General features: G+C 40.3%; 20 protein-coding genes. 13 read left to right on the top strand and 7 right to left on the bottom strand.

Annotation, left to right across the window (positions count from 1 at the left end; genetic code table 11):
• Positions 1-34: 34 nt before the first annotated feature.
• Together D1970_RS19585 and D1970_RS19580 are read right to left on the bottom strand one after the other, a co-directional pair.
• Entirely contained in the window at positions 35-1,315 is a 1,281-nt protein-coding gene (locus D1970_RS19585; protein WP_119114542.1) for an MFS transporter, read from the bottom strand.
• Between the two features lie 21 nt (positions 1,316-1,336).
• Positions 1,337-2,644 carry an alkaline phosphatase family protein gene (locus tag D1970_RS19580; protein WP_119114541.1) on the bottom strand — a complete coding sequence of 436 codons (1,308 nt, stop codon included), beginning with the start codon at positions 2,642-2,644 and terminating at the stop codon, positions 1,337-1,339.
• Positions 2,645-2,952: 308 nt separating this feature from the next.
• Here D1970_RS19580 and D1970_RS23150 point away from each other — a divergent pair, with 308 nt between their 5' ends.
• The 3 genes from D1970_RS23150 to D1970_RS19570 all read left to right on the top strand — a co-directional run bounded on the left by D1970_RS23150 (position 2,953) and on the right by D1970_RS19570 (position 4,197).
• Positions 2,953-3,183, top strand: a complete 231-nt coding sequence (locus tag D1970_RS23150; RefSeq protein ID WP_246370324.1) for a hypothetical protein — start codon at positions 2,953-2,955, stop codon at positions 3,181-3,183.
• 236 nt (positions 3,184-3,419) lie between these two features.
• Positions 3,420-3,572 (top strand): hypothetical protein, encoded by a 153-nt coding sequence (locus tag D1970_RS22540; RefSeq protein WP_181213467.1) that lies wholly within the window; start codon positions 3,420-3,422, stop codon positions 3,570-3,572.
• A gap of 85 nt (positions 3,573-3,657) precedes the next feature.
• On the top strand, positions 3,658-4,197 hold the full coding sequence (locus D1970_RS19570; protein WP_119114540.1) for a DinB family protein: 540 nt from the start codon (positions 3,658-3,660) through the stop codon (positions 4,195-4,197).
• Positions 4,198-4,722: 525 nt separating this feature from the next.
• On the opposite strand, the gene D1970_RS19565 is transcribed toward D1970_RS19570, so the two are convergent.
• Complete coding sequence (locus D1970_RS19565) at positions 4,723-4,923, bottom strand: hypothetical protein (protein WP_119114539.1); 201 nt, start codon at positions 4,921-4,923, stop codon at positions 4,723-4,725.
• A gap of 158 nt (positions 4,924-5,081) precedes the next feature.
• On the opposite strand from D1970_RS19565, the gene D1970_RS19560 reads away from it, so the two are divergent.
• Complete coding sequence (locus D1970_RS19560; RefSeq protein ID WP_119114538.1) at positions 5,082-5,270, top strand: hypothetical protein; 189 nt, start codon at positions 5,082-5,084, stop codon at positions 5,268-5,270.
• Between the two features lie 157 nt (positions 5,271-5,427).
• Here the strand turns inward: D1970_RS19560 and D1970_RS19555 are convergent, their stop codons facing one another.
• The 4 genes from D1970_RS19555 to modA form a co-directional block, all read right to left on the bottom strand.
• The gene (locus D1970_RS19555; protein ID WP_142921040.1) at positions 5,428-5,994 is read right to left on the bottom strand and encodes a CBO0543 family protein; all 567 of its coding nucleotides are present in this window, start codon (positions 5,992-5,994) and stop codon (positions 5,428-5,430) included.
• A 98-nt stretch (positions 5,995-6,092) separates the two neighbouring features.
• Complete coding sequence (locus D1970_RS19550; protein ID WP_119114536.1) at positions 6,093-6,545, bottom strand: GNAT family N-acetyltransferase; 453 nt, start codon at positions 6,543-6,545, stop codon at positions 6,093-6,095.
• Between the two features lie 41 nt (positions 6,546-6,586).
• Complete coding sequence (locus D1970_RS19545; RefSeq protein WP_119114535.1) at positions 6,587-6,958, bottom strand: DMT family transporter; 372 nt, start codon at positions 6,956-6,958, stop codon at positions 6,587-6,589.
• A 404-nt stretch (positions 6,959-7,362) separates the two neighbouring features.
• Positions 7,363-8,160: a molybdate ABC transporter substrate-binding protein gene (gene modA / locus D1970_RS19540; RefSeq protein ID WP_374978569.1), complete on the bottom strand. Its 798-nt coding sequence runs from the start codon at positions 8,158-8,160 to the stop codon at positions 7,363-7,365.
• 188 nt (positions 8,161-8,348) lie between these two features.
• Here modA and D1970_RS19535 point away from each other — a divergent pair, with 188 nt between their 5' ends.
• The 9 genes from D1970_RS19535 to D1970_RS19500 all read left to right on the top strand — a co-directional run bounded on the left by D1970_RS19535 (position 8,349) and on the right by D1970_RS19500 (position 15,286).
• Complete coding sequence (locus D1970_RS19535) at positions 8,349-9,284, top strand: helix-turn-helix transcriptional regulator (protein ID WP_119114534.1); 936 nt, start codon at positions 8,349-8,351, stop codon at positions 9,282-9,284.
• 324 nt (positions 9,285-9,608) lie between these two features.
• Positions 9,609-10,247 (top strand): class I SAM-dependent methyltransferase, encoded by a 639-nt coding sequence (locus tag D1970_RS19530; RefSeq protein ID WP_119114533.1) that lies wholly within the window; start codon positions 9,609-9,611, stop codon positions 10,245-10,247.
• A gap of 129 nt (positions 10,248-10,376) precedes the next feature.
• Positions 10,377-10,883, top strand: coding sequence for a glycine/sarcosine/betaine reductase selenoprotein B family protein (locus D1970_RS19525; RefSeq protein ID WP_181213468.1), 507 nt, complete (start codon positions 10,377-10,379; stop codon positions 10,881-10,883).
• 45 nt (positions 10,884-10,928) lie between these two features.
• The gene (locus D1970_RS22075) at positions 10,929-11,153 is read left to right on the top strand and encodes a hypothetical protein (protein ID WP_142921039.1); all 225 of its coding nucleotides are present in this window, start codon (positions 10,929-10,931) and stop codon (positions 11,151-11,153) included.
• Positions 11,122-12,225 carry a flavin-containing monooxygenase gene (locus D1970_RS19520; RefSeq protein ID WP_119114587.1) on the top strand — a complete coding sequence of 368 codons (1,104 nt, stop codon included), beginning with the start codon at positions 11,122-11,124 and terminating at the stop codon, positions 12,223-12,225. The genes D1970_RS22075 and D1970_RS19520 overlap by 32 nt, the downstream gene beginning before the upstream one ends.
• Positions 12,218-12,469, top strand: a complete 252-nt coding sequence (locus D1970_RS19515) for an acyl carrier protein (protein ID WP_119114531.1) — start codon at positions 12,218-12,220, stop codon at positions 12,467-12,469. Before D1970_RS19520 ends, D1970_RS19515 begins: the two co-directional genes overlap by 8 nt.
• 20 nt (positions 12,470-12,489) lie before the next feature.
• Positions 12,490-13,677, top strand: coding sequence for a LuxE/PaaK family acyltransferase (locus tag D1970_RS19510; protein ID WP_119114530.1), 1,188 nt, complete (start codon positions 12,490-12,492; stop codon positions 13,675-13,677).
• A gap of 1 nt (position 13,678) precedes the next feature.
• Entirely contained in the window at positions 13,679-14,074 is a 396-nt protein-coding gene (locus D1970_RS19505) for an iron-sulfur cluster assembly scaffold protein (protein WP_119114529.1), read from the top strand.
• A 3-nt stretch (positions 14,075-14,077) separates the two neighbouring features.
• The gene (locus tag D1970_RS19500; RefSeq protein ID WP_119114528.1) at positions 14,078-15,286 is read left to right on the top strand and encodes a cysteine desulfurase family protein; all 1,209 of its coding nucleotides are present in this window, start codon (positions 14,078-14,080) and stop codon (positions 15,284-15,286) included.
• The last annotated feature ends 256 nt before the right edge of the window (positions 15,287-15,542 follow it).

Below are 15,542 nucleotides of genomic sequence, written 5' to 3'. Positions count from 1 at the left end.
GCCTTTTTATCAAAATGGCTGCACTTTTTTTTATTTATACAACAGTTGGACTTTCTATAGCTGTTATCTTCACTTCAGGATCGGGCACTTTGATCAGAATGATCAGGCCGATGACGAAGAGGATGATGAGGCTGAAGACACCGCTGCTTGAATTGCCCGTTACTTGGGCCGTCACTGCAACGAGCAGTGGCCCCATGATTGAAGCAAATTTACCAAAAATATTATAAAAACCGAAGAACTCGTTGGAATTTTCTTTTGGGACAAGTTTGGCAAAATAGGAGCGGCTGAGTGCCTGGATTCCGCCTTGTGACGAGGCGACAAGCATGGCAAGGATCCAGAAATCAAAAGTTGTTTCCAGGAAATAGGCGTAAAGGCAAACCGCCATATACACACAAATGCCGGTATAGAGCATCTTTTTACCGGAAAACCGTTCAGCAAGCCTACCGTAAAGAATAGCGAAGGGAGCAGCGACTACCTGGGTCACAAACAGGATAACAAGCAGATTCGTAGAGCTGATCCCAAGATCTGATCCATAGGCAGTCGACATTGTGATAATGGTGCCGACTCCGTCAATATAAAAGAAATAGGCAAGAAGGAATAAAAACAAGGCCCTGTATTTCCTGACTTCCTTGAGCGTTTTACCAAGCCGTTTAAAGCTGTTGAGAACAGGTTTCGGTTCACGTTCAATAAAATAGCGTTGCTGCACGTTTTTTAACATAGGCAGTGTAAATATCCCCCACCATGCGGCGGTAATCAGGAAGGCAATCTGGCTAGCAGCTGCCGTTGAGATTGGCAGCTTGCCTGCCTGAGCAAAAACAATGATGCCGATACTGACAAGAAAAGGGATTGTGCTGCCAATATAGCCAAGTGAGAAGCCGCGTGAAGAAACGGAATCCATTCTTTTGTCTGTCGTGACATCAACAAGAAAAGCATCGTAAAAAACATTCGATCCGGAGGAGCCGAGTACGGTAAAGGTATAGACGACGAGCAGGAGGAGCCATTGTTCATTTGGTATAAAGGCAAGAAGTACGGTTGAGATGACACCAAGCAGGACAAAGAAGCGGAAAAAGCGTTTTTTATTGTGCTCATAATCGGCAATTGTGCCAAGCACCGGTCCCAGCATGGCCAATATGAACGTGGCGATGGCAATGGTGTAGCCGAGATAGGCAGTCGAGTTGGCGGCACTGATTCCAGCTTCGGTTGCCGAGGCCTTGTAAAACAGCGGAAATATCGCAGTTGATATAATAATGGAATAGGCAGAATTTCCCCAATCATAGAACATCCAGCTGCTTTCCTCTTTCGTAAAGCGTTTCATCCCCAATCTCCCCATTCTTATTTAATTGGACTCTAGAAATTCTTCACGCACCTTGCCGTCTGTTTTCCCCAGGTCAAGCCCAAGCAGCCTCGCAAAGGTAGGGCCTTCATCGACAAGGTGCATGGTTGGAACTTCGATATATGGAGGAATCCCTTTTCCTGAAAGAATCAGCACCGTTTCGTAATCATCTTTGTTTGGTGAGTAACCATGGGAAGCAAAAGTATAGCGTTTCGCCCGGACATCTTCTTTGCTGATTGTATCGATCAAGCATCCTTCAAACCCCTCAGTAAAATAAAAGCCAAGGCCCGCTTCGAGCATGAAGGCTGCGTGTGAATCAGCGCCTTTTTCGCCCGCTTCGGCGCCAGTCAGGATTTTTTCAATGCCATTCCTCTTTTCCTTTGCCAAATCACTTAGGCGCTTATGAACGAGCTTAAGGATATTTTCATTGTCATCCTTTATGTAAATATATGCCGAGCCATCACAGCTTTTGCAGTATGCCTGCCAAGCCGTGATTTTTCCTTTGCTATTGACGGTGATAAGGCCTAGTTCACGCAAGAGAACGTTAGGTTTGACTGCTTTAGTTTCATCGAGTGCGCTGTGGTCGCCGAGAACTGCAATCGTGGTCTTGCTTTCAAGTCCGCTTTCCCTAAGAACGGTCAGTATCCTGCCAAGCCGCTTGTCATGCCTGCGGAGGGCAGACATCGCCTCTTCTGAGGAAAAGCCGTGATAGTGGCGCTGCGTGTCGAGGTCGGTGAAATGGACGAGCAAAAGGTTCGGTTTTTTTGTCTTAATCGTATGGACGGCGGATTCGAGTACAAAGTCATCAAGCTGAGGCTGTGCGAGACCTTTTCGCAAGTGGCCGAACCTGCGGTCTAGTTCCAGCTGGTAACGGAAGCTCCCGTTCCGGAGTGAAACGGCAATTTGGCTGTGCCACCGCCGGTTTGCGAATATCTCAGGCATATGGAAATCAATGTTTGCTTTCGCCGTAACAGGCCAGAGCAGCGCGGCGGTTGTCATCCCGGCAGCTCTCGCTTCATCGTAAAGCGTTGTCCCTTTGATATGGCTGCGATGCCAATACCAATCAGGCGAGGTCCGTCCAGGCTGGAGCAAAGTGTTGCTGGTAATGCCGTGGCGGTTTGGATAATTACCGGTTACGATCGTTGCGTGGCAAGGATATGTAAGGGATGGATAAATCGTCTTGACAGATCTGCAAAATGAACCTTTTTCAAGCAAGAACCGAAAGTGAGGCAGATCTTCAAGCATAGGAAAATCAAGTGCAGACAAACAATCAAATGAAATGACAATCAAATACTTGGTATAACTTTCCATAATAAATCCTCCATATAAAGGAATGTCTGTAATCAATATAACAGGAAATCAGAAAATATAGAGGATTTTGAAACATAATTATCGAAAGTTTACAAAGAATATTTTCTTTTATATGGAAAAATAATGTGAAAGGGGCTGATTAAGCTTTAATTGCTGGTGATGAGCCGCATAGTGAACCAATAAAAAAGGATATTTGATCGATATTACCTTACTTTCTGGACTAACTTTGTTTCTCTTAAACACAACAGCATATTCAATGAAGGATTTCTTCCTCCCAAAAGCGAAATGACACGGATGGGGGATGCATTTTGATAAAAGGAGCGGCTGCCGGTCTAGTTTCCGGTGTTTTTCTCGGTCTTTTTTTAAAAGTAATAGAATTCTCTACTTCAGAGAAAGTATACACACTTCTTTTAAATGTTGACTATGTGCCAGTTCTGAAACGTTATCAGTTTTCCGAACTGGTTGAGTTTGTCTTGCACCTCATAGTGTCAGTTGTGTTGGGAATAGGTGTATCTTTCGTTTTAAGAATTAAAAGTTAGTCACCGGCACAGGATATCGTTTTTACTACTAGAATCAGCTTGCTTATCGGTACCCTGCTGTACCCGACAACAGCCCTTTCCGATCGAACGCCTGATATATGGGGTGGAGGATCCTTTTTACTTTGGCTCGTGGGGCATTATGTACTCGGATATTTATTAAAGGCTATGTTTTAAATGAATTTTTGGGGTGAGTTTATGGAAAATAAAAAAAAAATAAAGGTGTAGGACTGGGAATTGTGTTTGGTACTGGTTTAGGTATAGTGTTTGGAAGTATATTAAACGAAATTGCTTGGGGAATTATTATTGGAACTTGTGCAGGATTAATAGTTGGTTCTATATATGATATAAATAATAAAAAGGTTACGAATAAGATTCATAAAAAGCGTTAAGGGAAGGCAAAATGGCTTTCCTTAAAATTTATATATTTTCAACATTGTTTTAAAACATAGCCTTATTAAAAAGGGGAAAAACATGATGAATAGCGGTAAATTATTGTTAATAGATAAAAAAGACGGCTTCGGGGCAACTTTTTCCCACTTGGTCTCTATGATGGATTATACTCGCTTTACAACGCTCCGGGCGGTGGAAGGCCTTACGATTGAGGAATTGGATTATCGCCTTCATGAGGAAGCAAATTCAATTGGCATGCTGCTTGGCCATATGGGTGCTGTAGAACGTTGGTATCAAATTTTCACTTTTGAAAAGCGCGAACCTAATGAAAAAGAGGAAAAGGAGATCGGACCAGGCATCTCCCTTGGTGAAGACGCAAGAGTACGATATTCAGGAAAGCCGCTTGAATTTTATCTCGAAAGTTTGGCGGAGATCCGCAAAGACACTTATGCAATGTTCCAAACTCTTCCTGACGAATGGCTGTTAGATCAAGCGGCTTTCTGGGGTGGGGATCCTGCCAACAACTATTTTAAATGGTTCCATGTCCTCGAGGACGAACTAAGCCACCGCGGGCAAATCCGCTTGATCAAAAAATACAGCAGGATTGGTGCTGCAGGAAAATAAGATTATCCTTTACAACCAATTTGGACAGCCTTATACATAGATCACTTTAATTAAGGGTAAAATGTGATAAACGCGCAAAGGAGGCCGTCATGAATCTTGACATTGCCCATATTTTGCTTTCCTTTTTGCCCATTTTCATCATTCTTGCTTTAGTAGCCGGTTATTTTCTTTATAGCAGAGGCCAAAACCGTAACAGGGGCTGATTTCTTCAGAAAAAGGCAACGCACAGTCGTTGTCTTTTTTACGTCTTCGAAAGCTGCTTCTGAACGAAATGAAAGACCCTTATATTCACCCAATAGACACCGACATATACTGGAAAAGAATAGAGAAGTCTCCATTCATGGTATGTAAACAGGCCGTACTTGGCAGAAAGTGCCTCAAGCCCTGTTGTAAACAGCGCAAACAAAACGATATAGAACCACTTTTTCCAGCCTGATGACCTCGAGGAAGAGATAGGCTGTTACAGGGTAATGAACGAGAAACAAAATAAAATCAAAATACTCGTACAGTTCAGCATCGTTTGTATCATACCAGTCGAGGGGCCAATGTAAAATCAGCCGTTACGGCCAGGAAAAAGTTCAGTGTGAAGATTACTGTCGTTTCAATAATGGCGAGGCGGCGGGGCATGTATATGGCGATAAGAAGGGTGAGTAATCCCGTGATCAGGATGAACACTTCATTGCTGTCCATTTTCACAGGTTCGTGAAGAATATGGCAAAGGATCATATCCGGCTCCTTTCATAAAGAAGAAGTAACCGAAAGGCACGGGCGAAGGCATGGACAGCGAGGGGTGATTGCCAACAAACGGGCGAAAGAATAGAGGACATTCCAAGTTCTGAATTCCAGGCCATTGAATTCATGAAAAGCTCAAAGCTGGCGAGAGAATGGCTAAAAAGACAGCCGAGAGAATTTTCATAACGATAGGGATTCGTTTACCCTGCAATATGACTGCCAAAAGAATGGCAGCTGGAGAGAAAATGAGCGTGCACACTGCACAATTAATCAGCAGTTTTGAAATATTTTCAGACATCCCAAACAACCCAAGATTAAATCCGAGAATGGTAAAAGAATAGTGATTGATACTGATTGCGAAAAACCATAGAGCAAGTTTTTCGACAGGATCGAGCATGGTAGTATTAAGCCGTTTCCATACAAGAATTCCACAAGTACAACCAGGGTTAAAATGGCCATATTAAACCCCCGTTCCTCTTTTTCAAGGTTTAATCATAATCATTCGGTTATACCTTTAAAATCTTTTTTGCATGCAAGGCTATGGGCAAGAAGAAAAATGACAAAATATATTGGGATTCCATAATAATATTCCCACCGGACAGCGACATATAAGCCAAGCTTGGCAAATACCGGTTCGAAGACAACCGCACTGATCAGTGAAAAAAACAACGCTTTTAAATAAGGGTTTATGTGAGGTTTAAATTGAATCAAGGTCATCACCATAATGGGGAAGGCCCCGAAGTCCCAAGGGAAATAGTAGGTGTGCAGGTCGGGCAAAGGCGTATACATATAGAACCACAGTCCAAAAGTGATACCGATAGAGTCAAGAATGGATGTGACCAAATAGACAAAAAACCCAGCGAGCAGCAGCCGATACGTACTGTCTTTTTTCCGCAGGAGAAACCAGATCAGCCAGGGGAGGACAAGGATGGCAATATTCAGCCACCATCTCCATGTTAAAAATATGTCATCCTTCCAGATTTCCATATAGTCCTCATTTAGTTTTCTCATATTTACGTTAAGCTCTGACAGCTTGTTATATACATGATGCGCCAATTTGCTCACAGCCATTTCCTATGAAGTCACTTAATAATATGGGTAAGAACCTTTCAATTTATTATAGTGCCCAATAAAAAAAGAACGGCTGACCGTCCTTTTAAAATTTATTGAGTTTTTTCAAGTTTCCACTTGAGCATGTCTCCGTCTTTGTGTGTATACTCCATAAAGCATTTATTAAGGACTTTAATGGAAGGGAGGTTATCCTGGAGGCACTCGGCCGTCACCTTATCCACTTCCCCGGTTGCGAAAGCCCAGTCAATCAGAGATTTTACTGACTCAGTGGCATATCCTTTTCCTCTGAAGAGAGGAATGATCCCATAGCCAATCTCCACTGTGCGGGCGGCATCTGGTTTTCCTTTAAATCCGATATCGCCGGCAAGATTGCCGCTTTCATTCTCTATCACCAGCCAAACTCCCCAACCATAGAGGTCAGGATTGTTTTCAAGCTTTTTTAAGTAGGAAAAGATATGTTTGCCCAATTCATTTCCTTCAGCATATCGACTGACAGATTCAGGTGTGGAGGGTACAAGTGTGAGACGTTTTGTTTCGATTTTCATGTCCGCTTTTCACCTCTCTCATAATAAGGAGGGAAGCGTTATTATTGCTCCCCGTGAATGCTATAATGTTGTTTTTCTATTTGGGCTTCCCCGTTTGAAGGACTGAACATTTGCAGCACGACGACTCCGGCAACAATCAAACCAATGCCGACCAAGCTCCCGAAAGTCACTTTTTCTTTCCAGATTAGGACAGAAATCAAAACAGTGGCAACAGTCCCAAGTCCTGACCAAATCGCGTATGCAATGTTCAGCGGGATGGTTTTAAATGAAAGCGATAAAAAGAAAAAGGACGTCAAAAAGAATACCATGACGCCAACAGCCGGCCAAAATTTCGAAAAACCTTCTGATGCTTTCAATAGGGAGGTTCCGATGAGCTCGGCAACAATGGCAAGCGCCAAATAAAGATAAGACATTATAAAACCCCTCAAAAGTTGTTTGAATTTCCAATGGTGCTGGATTGACATATAACAGTATTCGCGATGGAAGAGGGGAATTCCTCTAACAAAAAATATTCTTCAATTTTTGGAAAACAAACGGGATAAACAGAAAAAATTAAACAGCAGATTGAGGTAAACATATCACATAAACCGGAAAATAAAATGCAGTAACAGGCAAATAAAATACACGACAGTGCCAGGATCATGCCTCAGTGCAAAAACATGAAAGTTAACATGCCGACATTCACCTGAAAGATATTAGAAAAAGCTTTTCCTTAATGGGAAATGTCGTAAACTAATTATATAAACCTAAAACAGAATGCCCCGCGAATGAACAACTACTCGGGGCATTCTCACTGAATAACAAAAAATTGAAAGGTTTATTCCACCCTTTTAAACCCAAATTTCTCGAGTATCTTTAACGATTCCTCGCTTTTTAGGTAATCATAGAATAATGCAGCTTCTTTTTGATGCGTGCTGGTTTTGACGACCCCTACAGGATAAATGATGGGTTGGTGGTATTCTTTCTTCGCAGTTGCCACCATCTCAACTTTTGATGAGACCTGTGCATCTGTTTTATAAACTATACCGGCATCAACATTGTTTGTTTCCACATATGTAAGCACTTGACGGACATCTTTGGCGGGGATGACCTTCTCCTCTAGTTTTCCCCATATGTTTAAATATTCCAGGGTCTCTTTGGCATATTGTCCCGCAGGAACAGACTCTGGCGTACCAATAGCAATTCTTTTCGCTTTAACTAGGTCATCGAATGTTTTGATTCCGCTATTCGATTTCTTTGGTACCACAAGGACGAGTTCATTTTCCACTAAATTGACGGCTTTATCCTTCTCGATCCGTCCTTCTTTCTTCAATACCTCAAATTTGTCCTCGGCAGCTGAAAAGAAGAGATCGACAGGGGCACCTTGGGAGATTTGCTGCTGAAGCCCCCCAGAGCCTCCATAGTTGAAATTGACTTTAATATTAGGGTTATCTGTCTCAAAGTTTGAATTGATTTCGTTAAGCGCATCCTGCAGGCTAGCTGCTGCTGAGACTGTTAGCTCTACTTTTTCTTTATCCTGCTTTTTAGATTTGTCGGTATTTTCATTATCTGAGCATCCTGCCACTAAGAATACAAGCAGCATCGCAATGAAAATAGTAAGCCCCATTTTTTTCAATATTATTCTTCCTTTCTACTTTTTATAACTAATTATATCTATTATAACTAATTATAATCTATTATAACTAATTATAATCTATTATAACTAATTATAATTTGATGAAATATAATATACGTCACAATCAAAAAATTAATAAATATACTTTCTCCAAAGGTTTCAGTAAAATACTAGGTGGAGGGATGTAAATGCCAAAAGAGCTATCCTACACAATTGAAGAAGTCTCACAGCTTTTAAAGGTATCGAAACTTACTCTATATGATCTTGTGAAAAAAGGGGAACTGCCTGTTTTCCGTGTTGGAAGGCAGATGAGGATAGATGCAAATGATCTTGATACATTCATTCATCGCGAGAAGAGAACCGATAGCACAAAATTCCAGCCGCCGGTGAGAGAGTTGAATAAAAACAGAATAAAAGATTCAGCAGTCATTGTCATCAGCGGGCAGGATTTTGTCCTGGATATTCTCGGTAAATATGTTGAGAAAAGAACTTCTTTTAAAACATTACGCTCCTATACAGGCAGCTTAAATGGTTTAATTTCGATGTACAACGAAGAATGCGACATTGTAAGTTTGCATATGTTTGACGGTGACACGGGTGAATACAATCTCCCATACACAAAAAAAATCCTTGTGGGCTATCCGTATGTTCTGCTAAACCTTCTGTCGAGGAAGGCTGGATTGTATGTGAAAAAGGGAAACCCTTTTAACCTCACATCCTGGGGAGACTTAAACCAAGATGGGATTACAATCGTCAATAGGGAAAAAGGGTCGGGGGCACGTATCCTTCTTGATGAACAACTCAGGCTAAACGAAATTTCGGCCAGAAATATCAAGGGCTATGATCATGAGGAGACCAACCATTTAAGCGTTGCTTCAGCAGTTGCCAGCGGACATGCAGATGTCGGAGTGGGAATAGAGAAAGTGGCTAAAATGGCGGGTATTGATTTTGTTCCATTAATCACCGAGAGGTACGATCTAGTCATCTTGAAAAGCGCGAAAACCGAACACCTTATCAGCGTTGTAAAAAAAATCTTGTCTTCAAGCGAGTTTCAGTCCGAAGTTCACTCATTAGGAGATTACGATATATTGAATACAGGAACCGTTTATTATGATAGCTTTTAAGCCAAAGGCCGCTGATTTTTTAAGCGGCTTTTATTTTTTGCCTAATGCTTTAGCCGGATGAATAAAATAAATAAACCAGGAAATGACCAAAGTTTCTAACCGAGTGATTCGTTCAGCAAGACCAAATTTACTCTAGTAGATTTTGAATGATTGACTATTATGAACCCCGCCCTTATTATGAGTAGGAAATATATTACTTTATAGGGAATTCATATACTAGTATTCCTTCGAATATAGTATTTTGTAAATGTTTTTTTACTATTCTATTCTAAAATAATAATTTAGTTTTAAGGTTTTCAATTTTAGCAAAGCGAGGTAACGTTCATGAATAATCGTTGGAATAAAATCATATATAAATGTTGGTCTCCTTTATATGATCGTATCTTTAATACAGGGCAATTTTTAAAGGCAAGGCAGAAAATGTTCAAAGAAATAGAGTTTAAAAAAGGAAGCAAGATTCTTTTCGTCGGTGTTGGAACTGGGGCAGACCTTTCATTTTTCTTGAATAAAGGTTACGAAATTACGGGTATCGATATTTCCCGAGATATGTTGGAGATTGCCAAGGCAAAGTATGATGATAAAGATATCTCTTTAATAGAAATGGACGCACAAAATATGAAGTTTGAATCTGAAAGCTTCGATTATATTTTTGGGGATTTAATTTTGAGCGTCGTACCGGACCCAACCCTAACAATGAAGGAAATGGTCCGCGTATTGAAAAGAGGAGGAAATGTGTATATCCTTGATAAATTCATTCCAAAAAATAAAGAGATCCGTACGGGACAAAAACTGCTTCGTCCTATGATTAAGTGGCTTGGAACAGACATAGGTTTGGATTTTTACCAAATACAACATTATGTTAAAGAAGAGAGCAAGGTTTTGATAGATGAAGAGATTATGATGCATGGACTATATAGGAAAATCGTTTGTGAAAAAACAGCAAAATCCAACCAGTTAGATTAAAAATCCATTTATGGGGTATTTATTAAATGAAGGTAAATTTAGGGTAAAATGTATTGCGAACCAATAATAAAATTGTTATACTAACGAATATGAATATTCTGAAAATATGAATAGAAAGAGGGGGTATTGTTGAGCCTGTACTACAAATTAAGGTCTAAAGTTGCGATAGGCTGGTCAAAATATTTTCCGAAGTCTTATAAAAAATTCACATTAAGTAATACAAGAGTCTGGGAAGGTCCTATAAATAACTCTTTGCAAAAACCTTTAAGTCAATGCAGGGTCGCCTTGCTTACAAGCGCTGGTGTCCATTTACAAAATGATGCGCCATTTAATGTGGAAACATTGGACGGGGATCACAGCTACAGAATCATCCCTCCAGATACACAGCACAGTGAGCTAAAAGCTACACATATTTATTATGATACCAAGCATGCAAATATCGATATATCTATTGTCTTTCCATTAGAACAATTGAAAGAGTTAGAAGGTCATTCTATTCATGCTGTTTCTAACTGTAACTTTGGTTTAAATGGGGGAACCCTCAATCATGAACCTCACGAAAAAATCACCGCCCCAAAAGTAGCAGATATCCTTAAAAAGGATAGGGTTGATATTGCCTTCCTCGTTCCTGGCTGAGGCGAATGCCATAATGTACTCGCGCTGTATGCACGAGCCTTAGAGTTGGAAGGTATAGTCACGGTAATGGTCACACTTTTGCCTGAGGTTACAGCAAAGGCTAATGTTCCCAGATCATTGCATGTTCCATTCAGACTAGGAAGACCGCTAGGGGAACCTTTTGACTTCGAGACAAGAAAAAAGGTTGTCAAGAAACTATTGGATGTTGCTGCCATGCCATCAGGATCTCATGAAAAATATGCGGAAGCTACAGGAAGTGATAATCATTAATAACTTTGATGTCATCGTGATTGGAGCCGGTCAAGCTGGCTTAGCAATGAGTTACTATTTAAGCAGAAAGAATATTAGCCATATTGTCTTGGATGCCCATAATCAAATTGGCGATTCGTGGAGGACAAGATATGATTCACTCGTTTTATTCACACCGCGTTCTTACAGCTCCCTCCCGGGGATGAAGCTGGCAGGAAACCAGGAAACTTATCCCACCAAAGATGAAGTGGCAGACTACCTCCTAGAGTATGCCCGACAATTCAAACTCCCTCATCAGATGAATACAAAAGTGATTTTAATAGAAGAAGCTCCATTAAAGAAAAAAGTCGTAACCAATAAAGGCGTTTACAAGGCAGATTCTGTTGTCATAGCAACCGGCCCTTTTCAAACTCCTTTTACTCATGGATTTTCAACTAAATTGAGTGAAGAAGTCTACCAGGTACACTCGGCTGATTATAAGAACCCGAGTGAATTGCAAAAAGGAACAACTCTCATAGTAGGCGCGGGCAATTCAGGCTTGCAGATTGCGGCTGAAATTGCAGACAGAAAGGCAGTCTTTGTTTCTGTTGGAAAAAAGCCAAAAATAATCCCAAAAAGAATACTGAATAAAAGCCTATTCTGGTGGTTTGAAAAGTTGAGAATTTCGCAATTGACGGTTGATTCTAAACTGGGTCAAATCATCAAGAAAAATGACCCGATTATAGGGCGGGAATCGAAAAAATATATCAAAAGTGGCAAAATCCTTCTAAAAGACCGAGTAGTCGATGCTAATGGGACAACCGTTTACTTTGCGGATCAGCAGCAGTTAGAAGTTGATAATATTATTTGGTGTACAGGCTTTAAGTTCAATTATAGCTGGATCAAACTAAAGGGTGCCCTAAATGAAACAAGTGAACCTATTCAAACACGTGGAGTCAGCCCACACAAAGGTTTATATTTCCTCGGTCTGCCGTGGCAGCATAAACGAGGCTCGGCACTTCTTCTAGGTGTAGGTGAAGATGCAGAATTTCTTGTGGAAGTGATTCAGAAGCAGCATATTAGACAAATGAAGGAGCGAATTGCTAATGTCTAAAGACGAAATTTTAAGAATTTTGAAGGAGAAAATTGTTTCTTATACTCCGCTCAAAGAAGAGGATATTCACATCCATTCTGATTTGAGGGATGAGCTTAATTTGGATTCAGCAGATGTTCTTGAAATGACCTTATTTATAGAAGAAGAGTTCAATCTGTATATGCCTGATGAGCAGTTTGACTCCATACGAAAAATTGAAGATGTTGTTGGGTACATTGAAAAAAACTATATGCAAGTTATTTAAAAATTTGGGGGTATGTATGTATGAATCTGGTAAAAGATATTAAGTCTTTCGGTTTTTCTCCTGTCAGCAGCATGATTAGCAGTTCAAGCGAACTTTTTAAATTGCCTTATGAAGAGATCTGTAAAATCAAAACTGAGATTATTAAAGAGAATTTCAGCTATCATTTTGAAAAGAATGAATTCTATAGGGATGTCTGCAAGCAAAAGGATGTAACACCGGATGATATTAATAGCTTTGAAGATTTAATCAAAATCCCTCTAATCCCGGTAAGAACGTTCAAAGAGGCTAACTCACACCATTTATTAAGCTGTAAGCTGTCAGAAATCGAGTTTGAAATGAGAAGCACAGGGACAAGCGGCATTCCGAGTGTCTCCCGCAGGGATTCCAAAACCATTGATTATGCTACAGAAGGCATTGTAAAAATGTATCGTGAGTTCTTTAAAATTTCTAAAGGTGTTGGAATGTTCCTTTTCCCGCCAACAGAAGAAATGCCAGAAATGGGCATGATTAAGGTTTTAAACATTACGGCTGGTTTATTTGATGGGACCAGAAATATGGTGAAAAAAGTATCTTTTAATCCGCAAGAGGCAGTAGAAGTGCTTCAGAGCTGGGAAGGAAAGCATGTTAGGAATATTGTTGGACCGCCTTTCCTGATCTATAAATTGCTTAGCTATATGATCGACAATGATATAAAAATCAAATTGGATAAGAAAAGCCTGATCATCACCCTCGGGGGATGGAAAAAGTTCACAGGTAAAGAAATTCCTCGCAATGAGTTTAATGCTCTTTGTGCTGAGTATTTAGGAATGAATCCTAATAATGTCCGTGATATGTATGGCTTGGTTGAAGCGAATATGTTAGCGATTGAATGTGAACAGCAGGAAAAGCACTTGCCGCCATGGGTTCATATTTCGGTAAGAAATCCAAGAAATGTACTTGAAGAGGTGAATCCGGGAGAAAGAGGCGTGGTAGCGATTTATGATCCTACTTCTCTATCGTATCCAGGGTACATTTTAACAGAAGATGTAGGATACATTAAAACAGACATGAATTGTGAATGCGGACGTGTTGGCCAGAAATTGACTTATATTTCGAGGATACCTGGGGTTGAAGTGGGATGCTGCGCCATCAATCTAGAAAAATATATTGAAGAGAATGAAAGCAAAAGATGCCCTGACGATGCAACGCCAGAGTGGATCGGAGTCTAATATGTATAATGAGATTATTTCAGAACATTTTATGAATCCAAGGAACATTGGTGAGCTTGAATCCCCGGATTATATTGTCGAAGTAAGCAATCCTATTTGTGGAGACACCGTCCATGTATTTCTGAATGTCTCTCCAAATAAAACGATTACGGCATTGAAGTACCTAGCGTACGGCTGTTCCGGTTCGATTGCAACGGCAAGTATATTATCGGAAAAAATGATAAATCAGGGGCTCCACGCTTTAAAAGCATTTTCACGCAAGGATATAGAGACTCTTTTAGGAGAGCTGGAACCGTCCCAACTGCACTGTATAGATTTTGGGCTTGAAGTCTTAAAGAAGTGTGCAGAGCCTGAATTGCATATCTATGAGAAAAAAGAGTTTTTAGTAGAGGATTAAATCATGAAAATAATAAGGACAGCTTATCTGGATAACAACGCGACAACCCCTCTGGACCCCAGGGTTGTTGAGTCAATGATGCCGTTTTATTTAACTCAATTCGGGAATCCTTCCAGTTTATATTCTCTTGGACGGGAAGCGAAGTCTGCAATTGAAGATTCCCGCATTAAGATAGCTGATACAATCAATGCTAAACCGCAGGAGATTATTTTTACAAGCGGGGGGTCGGAATCCAACTCTACCGTATTTATGAACCTATTAAGCTCGATTTCACCTAAAAAGAGACATATTATCGTGAGTAAGGTTGAACATCCTGCAATTCTCCAGGCTTGTGAGTATTTAGCAAAGCATTTTGGAGTGGAAGTGACCTATATAGAAGTGGATGAGTTTGGGGTCATTTCTTATGAGCAATTCGAAAATTCTATCAGGGAAGACACATGTTTAGTCAGTATTATGTTTGTAAACAATGAGGTTGGGTCCATCCAGCCTGTGGAGAAGATCGGTCAATTATGCAAGGAACACAATATCCATTTTCACTGCGATGCTGTGCAGGCTGTCGGCAAAGTTCCGATAGATGTGAGCAAGCTTAATGTTACAAGCCTTGCACTATCTGCTCATAAAATTTGCGGTCCGAAAGGTGTAGGTGCTCTTTATATCAGTGAAAGTACTCGTTTGTCCCCATTAATTCATGGAGGCGGGCAGGAATTCGGCTTCAGGTCAGGAACCGAAAATGTTTCAGGAATTGTGGGATTAGGAAAAGCAGCAGAAATCAGCATAAAGAATCATGATAAATTTACAGAGCATTCAATCCATCTAAAGTCTCTTTTCTTCAGCCAGCTAAGGGAACATACTGAAAATTGGTTCGAGAATAGTAGTGATAAAACGTCGGTTCCTTCTACCATGAGCATCTATTTTGAAGGAATAAGAGGAGAGTCTTTAGCGCATTGGCTTAACCATCAGCAAGTATTTGTATCTATTGGATCGGCTTGCAGCTCCTCCTCCAAAAAACTATCTCATGTACTTTCTGCAATGGGAAAAGACGAGGACATGATAAGAAGTACATTACGGTTCAGTGTGGCTATGCACACAACCGAACAGGAAGTCCTATATGCGGCGGAGATGGTATGCAGGGGAGTCCAAAAACTAAGGCAGATGTCACCAAAAAAGTCTGCTCGTGTGAATGTTCAAACTCCACCCTATGCATTAACATGAATGATGAGGAAATGCCTTTGTAATCAAGAAAAGGGTTTTTTACAATAAGAAATTGTACAATATAATAAAGTCATTTAATTTGGATATAAAAAGATATGAGCTTTGCTACAATCTACACATAGCAAAGCTCTTTAAAGTTATTTCAATTTACATCATATTAATTATGTCTGCCTTCAAAAATGAATAATAAATTTGTTTACTTCTTATAGAATTCATGCTCCCTTTAGCATTCCTGTAGATTGCTAAATATCGGCTT

The sequence above is a fragment of the Mesobacillus zeae genome, assembly GCF_003570705.1.
Lineage (GTDB): Bacteria > Bacillota > Bacilli > Bacillales > Cytobacillaceae > Mesobacillus_C > Mesobacillus_C zeae.
This window is presented reverse-complemented; position numbering and strand designations above follow the sequence as displayed.

Bases quoted from the DNA above. Each gene is read 5' to 3' on its own strand.
- D1970_RS19585 (WP_119114542.1), bottom strand. From the start codon at position 1,315: ATGAAACGCTTTACGAAAGAGGAAAGCAGCTGGATGTTCTATGATTGG.
- D1970_RS19580 (WP_119114541.1), bottom strand. From the start codon at position 2,644: ATGGAAAGTTATACCAAGTATTTGATTGTCATTTCATTTGATTGTTTG.
- D1970_RS19570 (WP_119114540.1), top strand. From the start codon at position 3,658: ATGAATAGCGGTAAATTATTGTTAATAGATAAAAAAGACGGCTTCGGG.
- D1970_RS19565 (WP_119114539.1), bottom strand. From the start codon at position 4,923: ATGATCCTTTGCCATATTCTTCACGAACCTGTGAAAATGGACAGCAAT.
- D1970_RS19560 (WP_119114538.1), top strand. From the start codon at position 5,082: ATGGCTAAAAAGACAGCCGAGAGAATTTTCATAACGATAGGGATTCGT.
- D1970_RS19550 (WP_119114536.1), bottom strand. From the start codon at position 6,545: ATGAAAATCGAAACAAAACGTCTCACACTTGTACCCTCCACACCTGAA.
- D1970_RS19545 (WP_119114535.1), bottom strand. From the start codon at position 6,958: ATGTCTTATCTTTATTTGGCGCTTGCCATTGTTGCCGAGCTCATCGGA.
- D1970_RS19535 (WP_119114534.1), top strand. From the start codon at position 8,349: ATGCCAAAAGAGCTATCCTACACAATTGAAGAAGTCTCACAGCTTTTA.
- D1970_RS19530 (WP_119114533.1), top strand. From the start codon at position 9,609: ATGAATAATCGTTGGAATAAAATCATATATAAATGTTGGTCTCCTTTA.
- D1970_RS19520 (WP_119114587.1), top strand. From the start codon at position 11,122: ATGCGGAAGCTACAGGAAGTGATAATCATTAATAACTTTGATGTCATC.
- D1970_RS19515 (WP_119114531.1), top strand. From the start codon at position 12,218: ATGTCTAAAGACGAAATTTTAAGAATTTTGAAGGAGAAAATTGTTTCT.
- D1970_RS19510 (WP_119114530.1), top strand. From the start codon at position 12,490: ATGAATCTGGTAAAAGATATTAAGTCTTTCGGTTTTTCTCCTGTCAGC.
- D1970_RS19505 (WP_119114529.1), top strand. From the start codon at position 13,679: ATGTATAATGAGATTATTTCAGAACATTTTATGAATCCAAGGAACATT.
- D1970_RS19500 (WP_119114528.1), top strand. From the start codon at position 14,078: ATGAAAATAATAAGGACAGCTTATCTGGATAACAACGCGACAACCCCT.